This is a genomic window from Cupriavidus agavae, from assembly GCF_004217045.1.
Taxonomy (GTDB): domain Bacteria; phylum Pseudomonadota; class Gammaproteobacteria; order Burkholderiales; family Burkholderiaceae; genus Cupriavidus; species Cupriavidus agavae.
On record NZ_SGXM01000003.1, the window covers coordinates 454,237 to 469,882 of the forward strand.

Annotated in this window: 14 protein-coding genes and 1 tRNA gene; 7 read left to right on the forward strand and 8 right to left on the reverse strand. The window is 67.1% G+C overall.

The genetic code is table 11. The features are described 5' to 3' along the window. Position 1 precedes the first annotated feature (1 nt). Positions 2-1,276, reverse strand: a complete 1,275-nt coding sequence (gene ftsY, locus EV147_RS15960; RefSeq protein ID WP_130392183.1) for a signal recognition particle-docking protein FtsY — start codon at positions 1,274-1,276, stop codon at positions 2-4. A 60-nt stretch (positions 1,277-1,336) separates the two neighbouring features. Here ftsY and EV147_RS15965 point away from each other — a divergent pair, with 60 nt between their 5' ends. The 5 genes from EV147_RS15965 to EV147_RS15985 all read left to right on the forward strand — a co-directional run bounded on the left by EV147_RS15965 (position 1,337) and on the right by EV147_RS15985 (position 6,037). After that, entirely contained in the window at positions 1,337-2,911 is a 1,575-nt protein-coding gene (locus tag EV147_RS15965) for an insulinase family protein (protein WP_130392184.1), read from the forward strand. Between the two features lie 15 nt (positions 2,912-2,926). Continuing rightward, positions 2,927-4,291: a M16 family metallopeptidase gene (locus EV147_RS15970; protein ID WP_130392237.1), complete on the forward strand. Its 1,365-nt coding sequence runs from the start codon at positions 2,927-2,929 to the stop codon at positions 4,289-4,291. 62 nt (positions 4,292-4,353) lie between these two features. Beyond that, positions 4,354-4,995 carry a 16S rRNA (guanine(966)-N(2))-methyltransferase RsmD gene (rsmD, locus tag EV147_RS15975; protein ID WP_198680266.1) on the forward strand — a complete coding sequence of 214 codons (642 nt, stop codon included), beginning with the start codon at positions 4,354-4,356 and terminating at the stop codon, positions 4,993-4,995. Positions 4,996-5,224: 229 nt separating this feature from the next. Further along, positions 5,225-5,710, forward strand: a complete 486-nt coding sequence (gene coaD / locus EV147_RS15980; RefSeq protein WP_130392185.1) for a pantetheine-phosphate adenylyltransferase — start codon at positions 5,225-5,227, stop codon at positions 5,708-5,710. A gap of 66 nt (positions 5,711-5,776) precedes the next feature. Further along, positions 5,777-6,037, forward strand: a complete 261-nt coding sequence (locus EV147_RS15985) for a YfhL family 4Fe-4S dicluster ferredoxin (protein ID WP_130392186.1) — start codon at positions 5,777-5,779, stop codon at positions 6,035-6,037. 121 nt (positions 6,038-6,158) lie between these two features. On the opposite strand, the gene pth is transcribed toward EV147_RS15985, so the two are convergent. From pth to EV147_RS16020, 7 genes are all read right to left on the reverse strand, one after another. After that, positions 6,159-6,755 (reverse strand): aminoacyl-tRNA hydrolase, encoded by a 597-nt coding sequence (pth, locus tag EV147_RS15990; RefSeq protein WP_130392187.1) that lies wholly within the window; start codon positions 6,753-6,755, stop codon positions 6,159-6,161. Positions 6,756-6,857: 102 nt separating this feature from the next. After that, positions 6,858-7,469 (reverse strand): 50S ribosomal protein L25/general stress protein Ctc, encoded by a 612-nt coding sequence (locus tag EV147_RS15995; RefSeq protein WP_130392188.1) that lies wholly within the window; start codon positions 7,467-7,469, stop codon positions 6,858-6,860. Between the two features lie 148 nt (positions 7,470-7,617). Then, on the reverse strand, positions 7,618-8,571 hold the full coding sequence (locus EV147_RS16000) for a ribose-phosphate pyrophosphokinase (RefSeq protein WP_130392189.1): 954 nt from the start codon (positions 8,569-8,571) through the stop codon (positions 7,618-7,620). A gap of 92 nt (positions 8,572-8,663) precedes the next feature. Beyond that, a tRNA-Gln gene (locus tag EV147_RS16005) sits at positions 8,664-8,740 on the reverse strand. A gap of 65 nt (positions 8,741-8,805) precedes the next feature. After that, a complete protein-coding gene (ispE, locus tag EV147_RS16010) occupies positions 8,806-9,687 on the reverse strand; it encodes a 4-(cytidine 5'-diphospho)-2-C-methyl-D-erythritol kinase (protein WP_130392190.1) in 882 nt (293 codons plus the stop codon). Continuing rightward, positions 9,684-10,316: a lipoprotein insertase outer membrane protein LolB gene (gene lolB, locus EV147_RS16015; RefSeq protein WP_130392239.1), complete on the reverse strand. Its 633-nt coding sequence runs from the start codon at positions 10,314-10,316 to the stop codon at positions 9,684-9,686. Before lolB ends, ispE begins: the two co-directional genes overlap by 4 nt. A gap of 97 nt (positions 10,317-10,413) precedes the next feature. Then, positions 10,414-12,267 (reverse strand): tetratricopeptide repeat protein, encoded by a 1,854-nt coding sequence (locus tag EV147_RS16020; RefSeq protein WP_235844764.1) that lies wholly within the window; start codon positions 12,265-12,267, stop codon positions 10,414-10,416. 258 nt (positions 12,268-12,525) lie between these two features. Between EV147_RS16020 and mutM the strand changes: the two genes are divergently transcribed. Together mutM and EV147_RS16030 are read left to right on the forward strand one after the other, a co-directional pair. Next, a complete protein-coding gene (gene mutM / locus EV147_RS16025; protein WP_130392192.1) occupies positions 12,526-13,398 on the forward strand; it encodes a bifunctional DNA-formamidopyrimidine glycosylase/DNA-(apurinic or apyrimidinic site) lyase in 873 nt (290 codons plus the stop codon). 274 nt (positions 13,399-13,672) lie between these two features. Next, entirely contained in the window at positions 13,673-15,616 is a 1,944-nt protein-coding gene (locus EV147_RS16030; RefSeq protein ID WP_130392193.1) for a dynamin family protein, read from the forward strand. Positions 15,617-15,646: the final 30 nt, after the last annotated feature.

Sequence of the window (15,646 nt, forward strand, 5' to 3'; positions counted from 1 at the left end):
CTCACCCCAGCAACGCCTCCGCAAACTCCTCAGCCCTGAACGGTTGGAGGTCTTCCACGCGCTCGCCCACGCCGATGAAGTACACCGGTACCGGACGCTGGCGGGCGATGGCCACCAGGATGCCGCCCTTGGCGGTGCCGTCGAGCTTGGTGACGATCAGGCCGGTCAGGCCGAGGGCGTCGTCGAAGGCGCGGGTCTGGGCCAGGGCGTTCTGGCCGGTGTTGGCGTCGATCACGAGCAGGCACTCGTGCGGGGCCGTGGGCATGGCCTTGCCGATCACGCGCTTGACCTTCTTGAGTTCTTCCATCAGGTGCAGCTGCGTGGGCAGGCGGCCGGCGGTGTCGGCCATCACGATGTCGATCTTGCGGGCGCGCGCGGCGTTCACGGCGTCGAAGATCACGGCGGCCGGGTCGCCGCTTTCCTGGGCCACCACGGTCACGTTGTTGCGCTCGCCCCAGATCGTCAGTTGCTCGCGCGCGGCGGCGCGGAACGTGTCGCCAGCCGCCAGCAGTACCGACTGGTGATATGACTGGAAGTGCTTGCAGAGCTTGCCGATGCTGGTGGTCTTGCCCGCGCCGTTGACGCCGGCGATCATCATCACCAGTGGCGTCTCGCGGCCCAGCTCCATGGTCTTCTCGAGCGGCTTGAGCAGTTGCACGAGCAGATCCTTGAGCGCCGCCTTGACGCCCTCGGCCGTCTCGATGCGCTCGCTCTTGATGCGGCGGCGCAGCTGGTCGAGCAGGTATTCCGTGGCTTCCACCCCGGCGTCGGACATCAGCAGCGCGGTTTCAAGTTCCTCGAACAGGGCTTCGTCGACCTTCACGCCGACGAACAGCACGCCGATGTTGCGGCTGGTCTTGGACAGGCCGGCCTTGAGGCGAGTCATCCAGCCACGCTTTTCCTCGACGGTGGGCGCGGGCGGGGGCACGAGTTCGAGTTCCTCGACCACGGGCGGCTCGTAGGCAACCGGCGCGGGCGGGGGCGGCGGCACCTGGGCCGGCACGGGAACCGGCACCGGCACCTGCACGGGCGCCGGGGCGGGAATGGGCGCCGGGGCAGGGGCCGGTACGGGGACGGGCACCGGAACGGGCACCGGCACCGGCACCGGTACGGGCACCGGTACGGGGGCCGGCGCCGGAGCGGGGGCCGGCGCCGGAGCGGGCGCGGGCGCCGGGAGGGGCGCGGGGGCAGGCGCCGGGGCTACGGGGGCCGCGACCGGCGGCTCGGCGGGCGTGGGAGCCGGCTCGGCCTTGCGCTTCTTCCAGAAACTAAACATTGGGAAAGGGGTCAATACCCCGGTAGAATCAATCGCCAAAATTCTAGCAGACGGGGTCGCATGAACCATTGCGCTGACTTGTCCGGAGCGGGAGCTGCCCGCATCCAGTCGCTGCCTTCCCAAGCCGCCCGGCCTTCCCGGCCCACTTTCTCGCGGCCCATCCTCTCCACGCTGATCGCCCTGACGCTTGCCGGCCCGCTGGCCGGTGGCGCGTGGGCGCAGGCGAAAGGCGCCGGAAACCCCGGCGCGCCGGCCGAATCGGCCCGCGCCACCACGCCGCAGGGGCCGCCCTCGGGCATGGCCACGGCGGGGCAGGTGGGCCAGGCCGAGGCTGGCACCACGGAGTTCCGGCTGTCCAACGGCATGCGGGTCATCGTCAAGGAAGACCATCGGGCCCCCACCGTCGCGCACCAGATCTACTACCGCGCGGGCGGCTATGACGAGGTCAGCGGCACCACGGGCGTGGCCCACATGCTCGAACACATGATGTTCAAGGGCACGCCCAGGGTGCCGATCGGCGAGTTCTCGCGGCAGATCGCGCTGCTGGGCGGCCGGGAGAACGCGCTGACCAACCGCGACTTCACGCTCTATTACCAGCAGATCGCCAGGCAATACCTGCCCAAGATGATGGAGCTGGAGGCCGACCGCATGGCCAACCTCATCATTCGCAAAGACGAATTCGAGCGCGAGATGAAGGTGGTGATGGAGGAGCGCCGGCTGCGCACCGACGATTCGCCGCGCGGCACGGTCTACGAGCAGCTGCTGGCCACGGTCTATACGTCGATGCCGTACCGCCATCCGGTGATCGGCTGGATGGACGACCTCGTCAACATGCGCGTCGAGGACGTGCAGGACTGGTACAAGACCTGGTATGTGCCGAACAACGCGCTGCTGGTGGTGACCGGCGACGTCAAGCCGGCCGAGGTGCGCGCCCTGGCCGAGCGCTACTACGGCAAGCTCAAGCCGCGCCCGCTGCCGCTGCGCAAGACGCAGCTGGAGGCGCCGCAGAAGGGCATCAAGCGGATCTGGGTCAAGGCGCCCGCCGAAAACCCGTACATGGTGATGGCGTACAAGGTGCCGCGCCTGCATGACGTGGAGAAAGACGTCGATCCGTATGCGCTGGAAGTCCTGTCGGCCGTGCTGAACGGCTACGACAACGCCCGGCTGACCCGCGAACTGGTGCGCGAGAAACGCCTGGCCGACGACGTCAACGTGGGCTACGACAGCATCAACCGCGGCGAATCGCTGTTCGTGCTCGACGGCACGCCGGCCAGCGGCCATACCACCGACGAGATCGAGAAGGCGCTGCGCGAGGAAATCGCGCGGATTGCGAAGAACGGCGTGTCCGAGGAAGAACTCAAGCGCGTCAAGGCACAGGTCGTGGCCGGCCAGATCTACAAGCGCGATTCGGTATTCGGGCAGGGCATGGAGATCGGCGTGGCCGAGATCTCCAACATCTCCTGGCGCCAGATCGACCGCATGCTCGACAAGATCAAGGAAGTCACGCCGGCGCAGGTGCAGGCCGTCGCCGCGAAATACTTCAACGACGACAACCTGACCGTGGCCACGCTGCTGCCCCAGCCGATCGATCCCAACAAGCCCAAGACCGCTGCCCCCGAGGGCCTGCGTCACTGAGGAATAGCGATGACGATGTCCCTCTGCGTCATGACCGTGGCGTCCCCGCGTCTGCTGCGCCGGCTGGCTGCCGCCCTGTGCGGCTCGGCCGCCCTGCTGGCCGGCACCGCCGCCCAGGCAGCCATCCCCATCGAGAACTGGACGGCGTCCACGGGCGCGAAGGTGTTCTTCGTGCCGAGCCCGTCGATCCCGATGCTCGACGTCAATATCGATTTCGATGCCGGCAGCCGCTATGACCCGCCCGGCAAGTCCGGCGTGGCCACGCTGGCGGCCGCGCTGCTCGACAAGGGCAGCAACGCCCAGGACGGCCAGCCGGCCCGCAATGAAGCCCAGATCGCCGACGCATTTGCCGATACCGGCGCCGATTTTGGCGGCGCGGCCGGCAGCGACCGGGGCGGCATCGGGCTGCGCACGCTGACGGCCGATCCGGAACGTGAGCAATCACTACGGCTGGCAGGCCAGCTGATCAAGGCGCCGACCTATCCCGACGCCGTGGTCGCGCGTGAAAAGCAGCGCCTGATCACCGCGATCCGCGAGGGCGACACGCGGCCCGGCGTGATTGCCGACAAGACGCTGTCGAAGGCCATCTATCCGTCGCATCCGTACGGGGTGTCGGCCACGGTGGAGTCGGTCGGATCGATCACGCGCGAGGACCTGCTGAAGTTCTGGCGCGACAACTATTCGGCCGAACGCGCCGTGGTGACGCTGATCGGCGCCATCGACCGCAAGCAGGCCGAGCAGATCGCCGAGGCGCTGACGCGCGGCCTGCCCGAGGGCGCCACGCCGCCCAAGCTGCCTGACGTCCAGATGACGATCCCGTCCAGCGAGAAGCGGATTCCCCATCCGGCCCAGCAGGCCAGCGTGGTGATGGGCCAGCCGGCCATCGCCCGCGGGGACTCCGACTATTTCGCGCTGCTGGTGGGCAACTACGTGCTCGGCGGTGGCGGGTTCAGCTCGCGGCTGACCGACCAGGTGCGCGAGAAGCGGGGGCTCACCTACGGCGTGGACAGCTATTTCGCGCCCTCGCGCCAGCCGGGGCCGTTCGGTATCTCGCTGCAGACCAAGAAGGAGAACACCGACGAGGCACTGGGCCTGGTGCGCCAGATCCTGGCCCAGTACGTGGCGCAGGGTCCGACCGATGCCGAGCTGAAGGCGGCCAAGGACAACCTGGTCAACGGGTTCCCGCTGCGCATCGACAGCAATCGCAAGCTGCTGACCAATGTGGCCAACATCGGCTGGTACGGGCTGCCGCTCGACTACCTCGATACCTGGACCGCGCAGATCAACAAGGTCACGCGCGATCAGGTGCGCGCCGCGTTCCAGCGCCATGTGCATCCCGATGCCATGGCGACGGTGATCGTCGGGGGCCCCCAGAAGTGATGTAGCGTGCCGCGGACGCCCGGGCTACGGCGTTCGGCGCTGCCAGGCTCTACAATCACGGCATGAATTCGCAATCCCGACCTTCGCCCGCGCCGCGCGGGCGAACTTCTGTACCCCGCCAGCCCCGCCAGGCGCCCGCCCAGGTGCGGATCATCGGTGGCCGCTGGAAGCGTTCGCTGCTGCCGGTGCTCGAAGCCGAGGGGCTGCGCCCCACGCCCGACCGCGTACGGGAAACCCTGTTCAACTGGCTTGGCCAGGACCTCACCGGCCTAGTGTGCCTGGACCTGTTCGCGGGCTCCGGCGCGCTGGGCTTCGAGGCCGCTTCGCGTGGCGCGGCTTCGGTCACGATGGTCGAGGCCAATCCGCGCGTGGCCCGGCAGTTGCGCGACAACCAGCAGAAATTTGACGCCGCGCAGGTTCGCATCGTGCAGAGCGACGCGTTCGCCGCCGCCGCACAGTTACCGGCCGCGAGCTTCGACGTGGTATTCCTGGACCCGCCGTTCGCCGAGGACTGGATCGGCCCCGCGCTCGAACATGCGGCACGCGTGACGCGTCCGGGCGGCGTGGTCTACGTGGAATCGGACAAGGCTTTGGTGGGCGCCGACGCACCCGTGCCAGCCGCGCTTGAAATCGTTCGCCAGGCGCGGGCGGGCGCGGTGCATTTCCATCTGCTCCAGCACCGTACCGGCAACGGCGCGGCGTAGCCGGAAGGCGGCGCGGTCGTATGATGACTGCCAGGCGGTTTTCGAGGCCAGGCAAGCGTTTGCGGGCGTGCTGCGATGCCGCAAAATCGCTGCGGACGGTCTTCCATCCGTAGCGTTTGGGGTTACACTACGCCGCTGTTGATTGTCCAACGCCCGTCAGGCAGGCAAGTATTCGAAGCGGCTCCCAACCTTTGGCGGGCCGACAGCGGGCAGCCCCTAAGGAGGAAACATGGTCGTCGCCGTCTATCCCGGTACTTTTGATCCCATGACCCGGGGACACGAGGATCTCGTCCGTCGTGCGTCGAATATCTTCGACGAACTCGTGGTCGGCGTGGCGCACAGCCCCAACAAGCGCCCGTTCTTCTCGCTGGAGGAGCGTATCGGCATCGCCCGCGAAGTGCTGGGCCATTATCCGAACGTCAGGGTGGAGGGCTTTTCGGGCCTGCTCAAGGATTTCGTGCGCAAGAACAATGCGCGGGTGATCGTGCGCGGCCTGCGCGCGGTGTCGGATTTCGAGTACGAATTCCAGATGGCCGGCATGAACCGCTACCTGCTGCCCGATGTCGAGACCATGTTCCTGACCCCGTCTGACCAGTACCAGTTCATCTCCGGCACCTTCGTGCGCGAGATCGCGGTGTTGGGCGGCGACGTCAGCAAGTTCGTCTTCCCCTCCGTGGAACGCTGGCTTAACGAGAAGATCGGCAAAGAGGAATAAAATATCGCCTTCGAACCCGCCGACGTGGCCAGTCGGGCATGGGCGGGATCGCTGGAAGGAATCATCATGGCGCTACTGATCACCGACGACTGCATCAATTGCGACGTTTGTGAACCCGAGTGCCCGAACGAAGCCATCTCCATGGGGCCCGAGATCTACGAGATCGACCCCAACAAGTGCACCGAGTGTGTCGGCCACTTCGACGAGCCGCAATGCCAGCAGGTCTGCCCTGTGGCTTGCATCCCGAAGGATCCGAACCGCATCGAGTCACAAGAGGTGCTGATGCAACGCTACCGGCTGCTTACCGCCGCCAAGCACGCAGCCTGACCGAGCCGGAGGCACATCCGGCCACTTCGTTCCGGCCCCCACAAGCAGGAAACGAAAAACCCCGCGCAGCCGCAAGGCTGGCGGGGTTTTTCTTTGCGTGGTCCGGCCAGCCAGGGCAGCGCTAGCGGCCGGTATGCAGTTCCATCATCGCCCGTTCCGCCTCGCCCCGGGCCAGGATGCCGAGGGGGCCGATGCTCCGGTCGATGGCCTCGTCGATGGCCTGTTGCTCTTCCTTGCGTGGCGGTTTCAGCACAAAATTGACCACATCCTCACGCCCGCCGGCGTTGCCCCCCGGGGCGTTGCGCGGATGGCCCACGCCGATGCGCAGGCGGTAGTAATCCTGCGTGGTCAGGTGCGCCGAAATGTCCTTGAGGCCGTTGTGGCCGCCCGAGCCGCCACCCTTCTTGAGCTTGACCGAGCCGGCGGGCAGGTCCATCTCGTCGTGCGCGACGAGGATCTCGTCGGGCAGGATCTTGTAGAAACGCGCCAGCGCGACCACGGCCTGGCCGGATCGGTTCATGAACGTGGACGGCTTGAGCAGCCAGACGTCCTGGTCCCAGAGGCGGGCGCGCCCGGCCAGCCCGTGGAAGCGGCCTTCCACGCGCAGCGTGGTGCCGCCCATGCGGGCCAGCTGGTCGACGAGCCAGAAGCCCGCGTTGTGGCGCGTGGCCTCGTATTCTGCCCCGGGATTGCCGAGGCCGACGATGAGCTTGATCATGCGAGCAGGAAAGCGGAAAGCAGGCGTGAAAGGATACGCGAAAACCGCGCACGAAAAAAAACCGCCGGCGAACCGGCGGTTTCTTCCTGAAACGCTGGCAGCTTAGGCAGCCGGCGTCTCGCCTTCGCCTTCGGCGGCTTCGGCGGACTGGGCACCAGCCGGCAGCGAGATGCTGGCCACGGCCGGGTTGTCATCACCGTGGGTGATGGCGGTCACGCCCTTCGGCAGCTTCAGGTCCGACAGGTGAACGGTCTGGTTCAGTTCCACGGCGGCCAGGTCCACTTCGATGAACTCGGGCAGGTCGGCCGGCAGGCACGACACTTCCAGGTCGTTCAGGATGTGGTTGACGATGCCATGGCCCAGCTTCACGCCAGGAGCGGTTTCCTGGTTCATGAAGTGCAGGGGCACCTTGACGTGGATCTTTTCCGAAGCCGACACGCGCTGGAAATCAACGTGCAGGACCATCGGCTTGAACGGGTGCATCTGGAACGCGCGCAGCAGGGCCTTTTCGCTCTTGCCAGCCACTTCCAGGTCCAGGATCGACGAGTGGAACGCTTCCTTCTTCAGGGCGTGCCACAGGGCGTTGTGATCCAGTTCGATCATCTTCGGCTCGGCGGCGCCGCCGTAGATGATGCCGGGCGTCTTGCCCGAGTTGCGCAGGCGGCGGCTCGCACCCGTACCCTGTACGCTACGTTCGAAAGCGACTACTTTCATGGTGTTACTCCAAATGTAAAAAGGCTGTCCGCGACCAGACAGCCTCGACGGAACGGCAGGCATCGGAGATACGTACCGTTAGAATCACATTGGCCGCCCGAAGGCAGCCAATGCGGTAAAGCCCAAAATTCTAGCAGGAATCGCCGGATCAGTGGTCGGCGAACAGCGACATGATCGAGTCGCCCTTGACGATCCGGGTGAACGTCTCGGCCAGCAGCGGCGCAGTCGACACCTGGCGGATCTTGCCGGACTGGCGGGCCTCGTCCGACAGCGGGATCGTGTCGCAGACCACCACTTCGTCGAGTTCCGATGCGGCAATGCGGGCTGCGGCGCCGCCGGACAGCACCGGGTGGGTGCAGTACGCGAAGACCTTCAGCGCGCCGCGCTCCTTGAGTACCTGGGCAGCCTTGCACAGCGTGCCGCCGGTGTCGATCATGTCATCCATGATCACGCAGTTGCGGCCCGAGACTTCGCCGATGATGTTCATCACCTCGGAGACGTTGGCCTTCGGGCGGCGCTTGTCGATGATGGCCAGGTCGCAGTCGAGCTGCTTGGCCAGTGCACGGGCGCGCACCACGCCGCCGACGTCGGGCGAGACCACCAGCAGGTCGCCGTAGCTCTTCTCGCGCAGGTCGCCCAGCAGTACCGGCGATGCGTAGATGTTGTCGACGGGGATATCGAAGAAGCCCTGGATCTGGTCGGCATGCAGGTCCATCGTCAGGACCCGCTCCACACCAGCCACTTCGAGCATGTTGGCCACGATCTTGGCCGAGATGGCAACGCGCGCCGAACGCGGGCGGCGATCCTGGCGTGCGTAACCGAAATAGGGCATGGCGGCGGTGATGCTGCGTGCCGAGGCGCGCTTGAGCGCGTCGACCATCACCATCAGTTCCATCAGGTTGTCGTTGGTCGGCGCGCAGGTGGACTGCAGCACGATGACGTGCTTGCCGCGAACGTTTTCCTGGATTTCGCACTGGACTTCGCCGTCGGAGAAACGGCCGACCAGAGCTTTGCCCAGCGGAATGCCGAGGTGCTGTACAACAGCCTCCGCGAGTTTGGGATTGGCGTTGCCGGTAAATACCATCAAGCCTTCGACGCTCATTCGGGGCACCTGTCTTGCTGCTGGGGGAGCTTTGCGTTACCGGGCATTCCCGGTAACGAATGTCTGCATGTCGCTGACACTATAGGAAGTAATGGCAGGGGAGGAAGGATTCGAACCCTCGTATGCCGGAATCAAAATCCGGTGCCTTAACCGACTTGGCGACTCCCCTACACAACCTTTATCGCCTGCCGCCGCACAAAACTTTAGTTCAGTACTGCGCCAGACAAAAACCTGCTAGACGAACGTTGCGAGCGGGTGCTGTGACAAACTTTTCACAGCCCTGCCATCCCATTCGGACGGCAACCTTTCCATCACTCTCTGCGCCGCCTGCTCGTCGTCAAAACGGGCAAACACGCAGGCTCCGGAACCGGTCATCCTCGCATGCGGACTGTACTGTCTCAGCCATGCAAGGGCTCGGGCAACTTCGCCGAACTTCGCTGTTGCCACCGCTTCCAGGTCGTTGCGACCGAAAGCGAATTTGTTTGTGCAAGCAGCGAAGTCCGCAACTATAGAGATCGGCGAATTCCTTGTCAAGCGTTCGTCCGAAAAAATTGCTGCAGTCGGTACATGCTCGCGCGGATGGATGACCACGAACCAGCTGTCGGGCAGCGCCACGGGCGTCAGTTCCTCGCCCACGCCCTCGGCGAACGCGTTCTGGCCGAACACGAAGACGGGTACGTCGGCACCGAGCGCCAGCCCGATGCGCATCAGTTCTTCGCGCGGCACGGCGGTGCCCCAGAGGTGGTTCAGCGCCAGCAGCGTGGTGGCCGCATCCGACGAGCCGCCGCCGATGCCGCCGCCCATCGGCAGGATCTTGTCGATGGCGATGTCCGCGCCGAACCCGGTGCCGGTGGCCTGCTGCAGCGCGCGGGCCGCGCGGACCACGAGGTCGGTGTCGGCCGGCACGCCGGGGATGTCGGTCGTGCGGGCGATCACGCCGTCGTCGCGGCGGTGGAAGTGCAGCGTGTCCGACCAGTCGATCAGCTGGAACGCGGTCTGCAGCGTGTGGTAGCCGTCCGGGCGCCGGCCCGTGACGTGCAGGAACAGGTTGAGCTTGGCCGGCGCGGCACAGCCGCGCAGATCGGCCGGGGGCAGGGCGGTGGCGGGGTGCGTCATGGCTTCGCCTCCGGATCGATCACGAGCCGCACCGAGAGCGGCGCGGCACCGGCGTCGCGGGCCATGTCGATGCGGCGCGGCTGCGGAGCGGTGGCGGCGGTGGCGGCGCTGGTGGCAGGGGCCTGCGTGGCCTCCTGCCAGGTCACGTAGCGCACGGTCCAGCCGTTCTGCGTGAGCGTGGCGGGGCGGCCTTCGGGGTCGCGCGTGATCTTCGACGCCGAGCCCGGCGCGGGGCGGCCGTGCAGCCAGTCACGCATGCCGGACACCGGCAGCGAGAAGCCCAGCGCCTGCTCCATCAGGCTGTCCACCTCGGGAGCGTTGCGGGGTTTTTCGTTGGGCAGGTCGAGCGTGGCGCCGGACGGCGTGCTCGTGACCACGGCCAGCGTCTGGCCCAGCGGCGAGATCAGGTCGAGCCGCACGTTGCGGCCCTGTTCCTCCCACCGGAAGCTGCCCTGCACGCCTTCCTCGCGACCGTAGCGCGTGTAGTTGGCGGCAAAGCGCCCGGTGTACTGTTCGGCGCGGGCGGTCTCGCCGGTGTCGAAGCCGCGGGTCGGCGTGACGCTGGCGCAGGCGGCCAGCCATAGCGGAGCGGCCAGGCCGAGCAGGGCCAGGCGTCGGGATCGGTGCATCGTCATGGGTGTGGCGGTCGTCGGAAGGAGAGTCGCGTCGTTCGGAATGCAACGCCCGGGCGCGCGGCCCGGGCGTTGGCATGATACGCAGGACGGCTTACCTGGACAGCAGCAGTTTCTGGTCGTAGCGGCGCAGCGTGTCGATCAGCGTCTGGTTGTCGGGCTCCACCTTGGCGGCCTCGTTCCAGGTCTTGCGCGCTTCCTCGTGCTGGCCGAGCTGCCAGAGCACCTCGCCCAGATGCGCGCCGATCTCGGCCTCGGGCGCCTTGGCATACGCGGTGCGCAGCAGGTCGGCGGCGGGCTGGAGTTCGCCCTGGCGATACTTGACCCAGCCCAGGCTGTCCATGATGTACGGATCGTCGGGGCCCAGTTCCGAGGCGCGTTCGAGCAGCTTGCGCGCCTCGGGCAGGCGCTCGTTGCGGTCCGCCAGCGAGTAGCCGAGCGCGTTGTAGCCCTGCTTCTGCTCGGGCTGCAGCGCGATCACGCGGCGCAGGCGGGTTTCCATCGTGTCATAGCGCTTCTCGCGCTCGTCGAGCATGGCCAGCTCGTAGAGCCAGTCGGCGCTGTCGGGCTCGGCCTTGACGCGTTCGTCGAGCGCCTTGCGCGCGCGGTCGTACGCCTTGCCGTCGAGCAGCGCGGCCACCTCGGCCTGGCGGATCGCGGTCATGCGCTGGGCGCGCTGGCCGGGATCGGGGATGTCCTCGGCATCGGCCAGCAGTTCGCCGAACACGGCCTGGGCGTCGTCGAGCCGGCCCAGCCGCGCCAGCAACTGGCCGCGCTTGGCCTGCGCGGCGGTGGCCAGGCGGCTGTCGTCGATGCGGTCCAGCCAGGTGATGGCCGTGTTGTAGTCCTTCTTTTCCTCGGCGATCTGCGCCAGGTACTGGTAGGCCACATCGGGATTCGCGGACGGCGACTTCTCGGCCATCTGCAGGTATTCCTTGAGATAGCGCTCGGCGTCGTCATAGCTGCGGCCCTGCAGGCTGGTCAGGCCCAGCGCCAGCGGCACGCGCGGATCGTTCGGGGCCACCTTCCGCAGCACTTCGAACTCGGCGCGCGCGGCGGCCATGTCGTTCTTCTGCAGGTAGAGCCGGGCCAGCGTGATGTGGCCGTTGACCGACGCGGGTGATTTCGCCAGGAAGCGCTTGAGCACGTCGATCGACTTGTCGGTGGCGGCCTCGGCCTGCAACTCGGCCGACATCAGCGCGGCCGCTTCGAGATCGGGCTTGATGCGCAGCGCCTGGTCGAGTTCGGTCAGCGCGCCGGCGTTGTCGCCAGCCGCCTCCCGGGCGCGGGCCAGCGCCAGGTGCGTTTCGGCGAGCTTGCCGTCGCTGGCCGTGATGCGCTGGAGCACGCCCACGGCGCCGGCGGGGTCGCTGGTGCGGGACAGTTGCTGCTGCAGCAGGAGAATCGCTTCGCCGCGATGGTTGGCCGGCGCGGCTGCCAGTTGCTGGATCAGCAGCGGCTCGGCTTCTTCCCAGCGGGCGCTGAGCACCAGCAGCGTGGACAGCACCTGCCGCGCGGCCGGCGATTTCGGCGCCAGTTCGGTCCAGAGGCGGGCGCCGTCGAGCGCCTGCTGCGAAACCCGGGCGTTGAACGCGATCTCCGTGGCGCGCTGCGCCATGCGGGGGTCGCGCGTCTCGCGCGCCAGGTCCATGTAGGTACGGTACGACGGGCCGACCAGCCCGCGCTGCAACGAGATCTCGGCCGCCAGCACGCGGTAGAGGATGTCCGGCGTCAGCTTGACGTCGGGCAGCGGCGTGCGCGCGGCACGTGCCGCGGCGGACGGCGCGGGTGTGGCAACCCGCTCGTCGTCGTTCTGGGCGAGCACGGCCGGTGCGGCCTGCGCGAGAGAGGCAAATGCCAGGCACGCGGCCACGCCCAGGGCGCGTGCATGGCGACGGAAACGGCCCGCGGGCGAACCCGCCGGCCCGAAGGCAGCAGAAGCGTTCATCGTCGAGGGTTCCGGGCGCATGGCCTGAGTGGACAAGAATTGGTCCGGCATGAAACTGGACTCCGGCGCACGGGGGCGTAGGGATGGATGGAGGCATTGTAGCCTGCCGCTACAATGCCCTGCTTGCCCCGCAGGGCCGCTACGTCTGGGAACCCGCACAATCGCGCGCGTTCCCTGCGTGGTTGGAGCGCAAAACCGGGGCGGAGGTTCTACGGGAATGCGCAGGCCGGCGTGAAGCCGGCGGGAGAGGCGGCCGAAATGCCAGAATTGCCAGAAGTCGAAGTCACACGGCGGGGGTTGCTGCCCCATGTGGTGGGACGCCGCATCGTCGATGTGACCGTGCGCCATCGCGGGCTGCGCTGGCCCGTCGAGCCAGAGCTGGAAGCGCGCCTCACGGGCCGCGTGGTCCGGCGCATCGAGCGGCGCGGCAAATACCTGCTGCTCGAATGCGTGCCGGATGTGCGGACAGAGGGTGACGGCGGCGAGGCCCGGGCCGACGCCACGGGCTGGCTGCTCGTGCACCTCGGCATGACCGGGACACTGCGCGTCTATCCCGACCCGCCGGCCGCCGGCGCGCACGATCATCTCGACCTCGTGCTCGATGGCGGCATCGTGCTGCGCTTCCGCGATCCGCGCCGGTTCGGCGCCATCATCTGGACCCCGCTGGCCGAAGCCGCGCTGTCGGAGCATCCGCTGCTGCGCCGGCTCGGCATCGAACCATTCGATCCGCGCTTCGACGGGGCATGGATGCACCGCCTCACGCGCGGGCGCACCGTGGCGATCAAGCAGGCGCTGCTGGCCGGCGAGATCGTGGTCGGCGTAGGCAACATCTACTGTTCCGAAAGCCTGTTCCGGGCCGGCATCCGTCCGACCACGCCCGCCGGCCGCATCAGCCTGGCGCGCTACGAGAAACTGGCCGTGGCCGTGCGCGAGACGCTGGCCGAGGCCATCGCGCGGGGCGGCAGCACGCTGCGCGATTTCGTCCACAGCGACGGCAGCACCGGCTACTTCCAGCTGGACTGTTTCGTCTACGATCGGGCGGGCGAGCCATGTCGGGTGTGCGGCACTCCGATCCGCCAGATCGTGCAGGGACAACGCTCCACGTTCTACTGTCCGTATTGCCAGCACTGAGGCAGGGCGCAGGTGATGCCGGGAGCCGATGGGCCGGCGCAACACTTGCGCCGCGCGAATGGCGCAAGAGGCGCGAATTCAACAAATTGCGACGAGAAACCTGTATCGTGTGCGCAGTCATAAAAAGTTACAAAAAGTGCCCGATACCCCTCCTTCGCTGGGGTGGGCACCACGCCTGACATCGGGTCCGCAGGGTCAGCGGGGCGCCCGGCGCCGGGCGGGAAGCAGCTAGCGCCAAAAAACCATAATCCAAGCCGACACAGCGAATCCCTCCATGACGAGCCTCGCCCATCAATTCGAACAATATGGCGCCTGGAGAACCGGGGTCCTTCAGTCTCTCGCCGACTTCCAGTCCTGGCTGCAACAGTACGACCTGCACGATGCCACCGCAGAAGACCGCGCCGTGCGCATCCAGAACGTGCTCAAGAGCGACCGGCTCAAGGTGGCGTTCATTGCCGAGTTCTCGCGCGGCAAGAGCGAACTGATCAACGCGATCTTCTTCGCCGACTATGGCCGGCGCATCCTGCCGTCCTCGGCGGGCCGCACCACGATGTGCCCGACCGAGCTGCGCTACGACGAGCACGAGGTCCCCTGCATCCGGCTGCTGCCGATCGAGACGCGCCTGCAGGACGCCTCGACCGCCGATTTCATGGAGCCTGGCTCGGCCAATTCGCACTGGACCACGGTGCCGCTGGACCCGTCCTCGCCCGAGGGCATGCTGGCCGCGTTCCAGCACGTGGTGGAAACCACGCGCGTGACGCCGGCCATGGCCGAATCGCTCGGTCTCTACAACGAGAACGACCCCGATGCCGCCTATGCGGTGGATGCAGACGGCATGGTCGAGGTCTCGCGCTGGCGCCATGCGGTGATCAATTTCCCGCATCCGCTGCTGCGCCAGGGCCTGGTGATCCTGGACACGCCGGGCCTCAACGCGATTGGTACCGAGCCGGAACTGACGCTGCGGCTGATCCCGGACGCCCATGTGGTGGTATTCGTGCTGGCCGCCGACGCCGGCGTGACCAAGAGCGATCTCGACCTGTGGCGCACGCATGTGGGCGCCGGCCATCGCCGGGGCTGCCTGGCGGTACTGAACAAGATCGACGGGCTCTGGGACCCGCTCAAGACGTCGCCCGAGATCGCCGGCGAGATCGCGCGGCAAGTGCGCAGTACAGCACAGACGCTCGGCATCGAGGAGCGCCGCGTGTACCCGGTGTCGGCCCAGAAGGGCCTGGTGGCCAAGGTCACGCAGGATCCGGCCATGCTGGTGCGTAGCAACCTGATGCAGTTCGAGAACGTGCTCTCTGACCAGTTGATCCCGCAGCGGCGCGAGATCGTCTCGGACCAGGTGCAGCGGCTGGTGCAGGAGATGACGCGCGGCGCGCAGCAACTGCTGCAGAGCCGCCGCCGCGACATCGTCGAACAGCTATTCGAGCTGCGCGGCCTGCGCGGCAAGAACCACGCGATGGTCAAGCACATGCTGCTGCGCGTGCATGGCGAGAAAGAGGAGTTCGAGCAAAGCATCGCCAAGTTCCAGGCGCTGCGGCTGGTGTTCGGGCGTCACAGCGCCGACATCATCAAGAGCCTGCAGCTGCGCGACGTGCGCCGCACCATGCGTGACAAGCGCGAGCAGATGAAGGAGCGCTTCTTCTCGCGCGGTTTGCGCGAGGACATGGAGGGGCTGTTCGCACAACTGACCGGCCTGATCACCGACGCCGACCAGAAGATCGCCGGCCTGCACCAGCTGGTGGAAAGCATGTACCGGCGCTTCAATGCCGAGCATGGCTTCACGCTGCCGTCGCCAATGCAGTTCGTGACGTCGCGCTACACCACCGAGCTGCAGGAGACGCTGGCACTGGTGAACGCGCACTTTGGCACGGTCAGCATGCTGACGCGCTCGCGTCCGCAACTGGTGCAGAACGCGTTCGCCACGATGGCCAGCCGCGTGCTCGAAAACTTCCGCGACCTGAACCGCGACATCGAGATCTGGCTGAAATCGGTGATGACGCCGCTGGAGGCGCAGGTCCGCGAGCATCAGAAGCAGTTGCGGCGTCGCGTGGATTCGATAGAACGGATTCACGAGGCCACCGACACGCTGGAGAGCCGTATCGCCGAACTCGAGGAGGTCTTGAACGGCCTGGACGAGCGCAGCGGGAAGATCGAGTCGTACGCGCGCCGGATCATCGCGCCGCCGCTGGAGGCCGAGGTCCGGGCCGCCTGAGCCGCACCGGGCACGCCGTCCGCCGGGGTA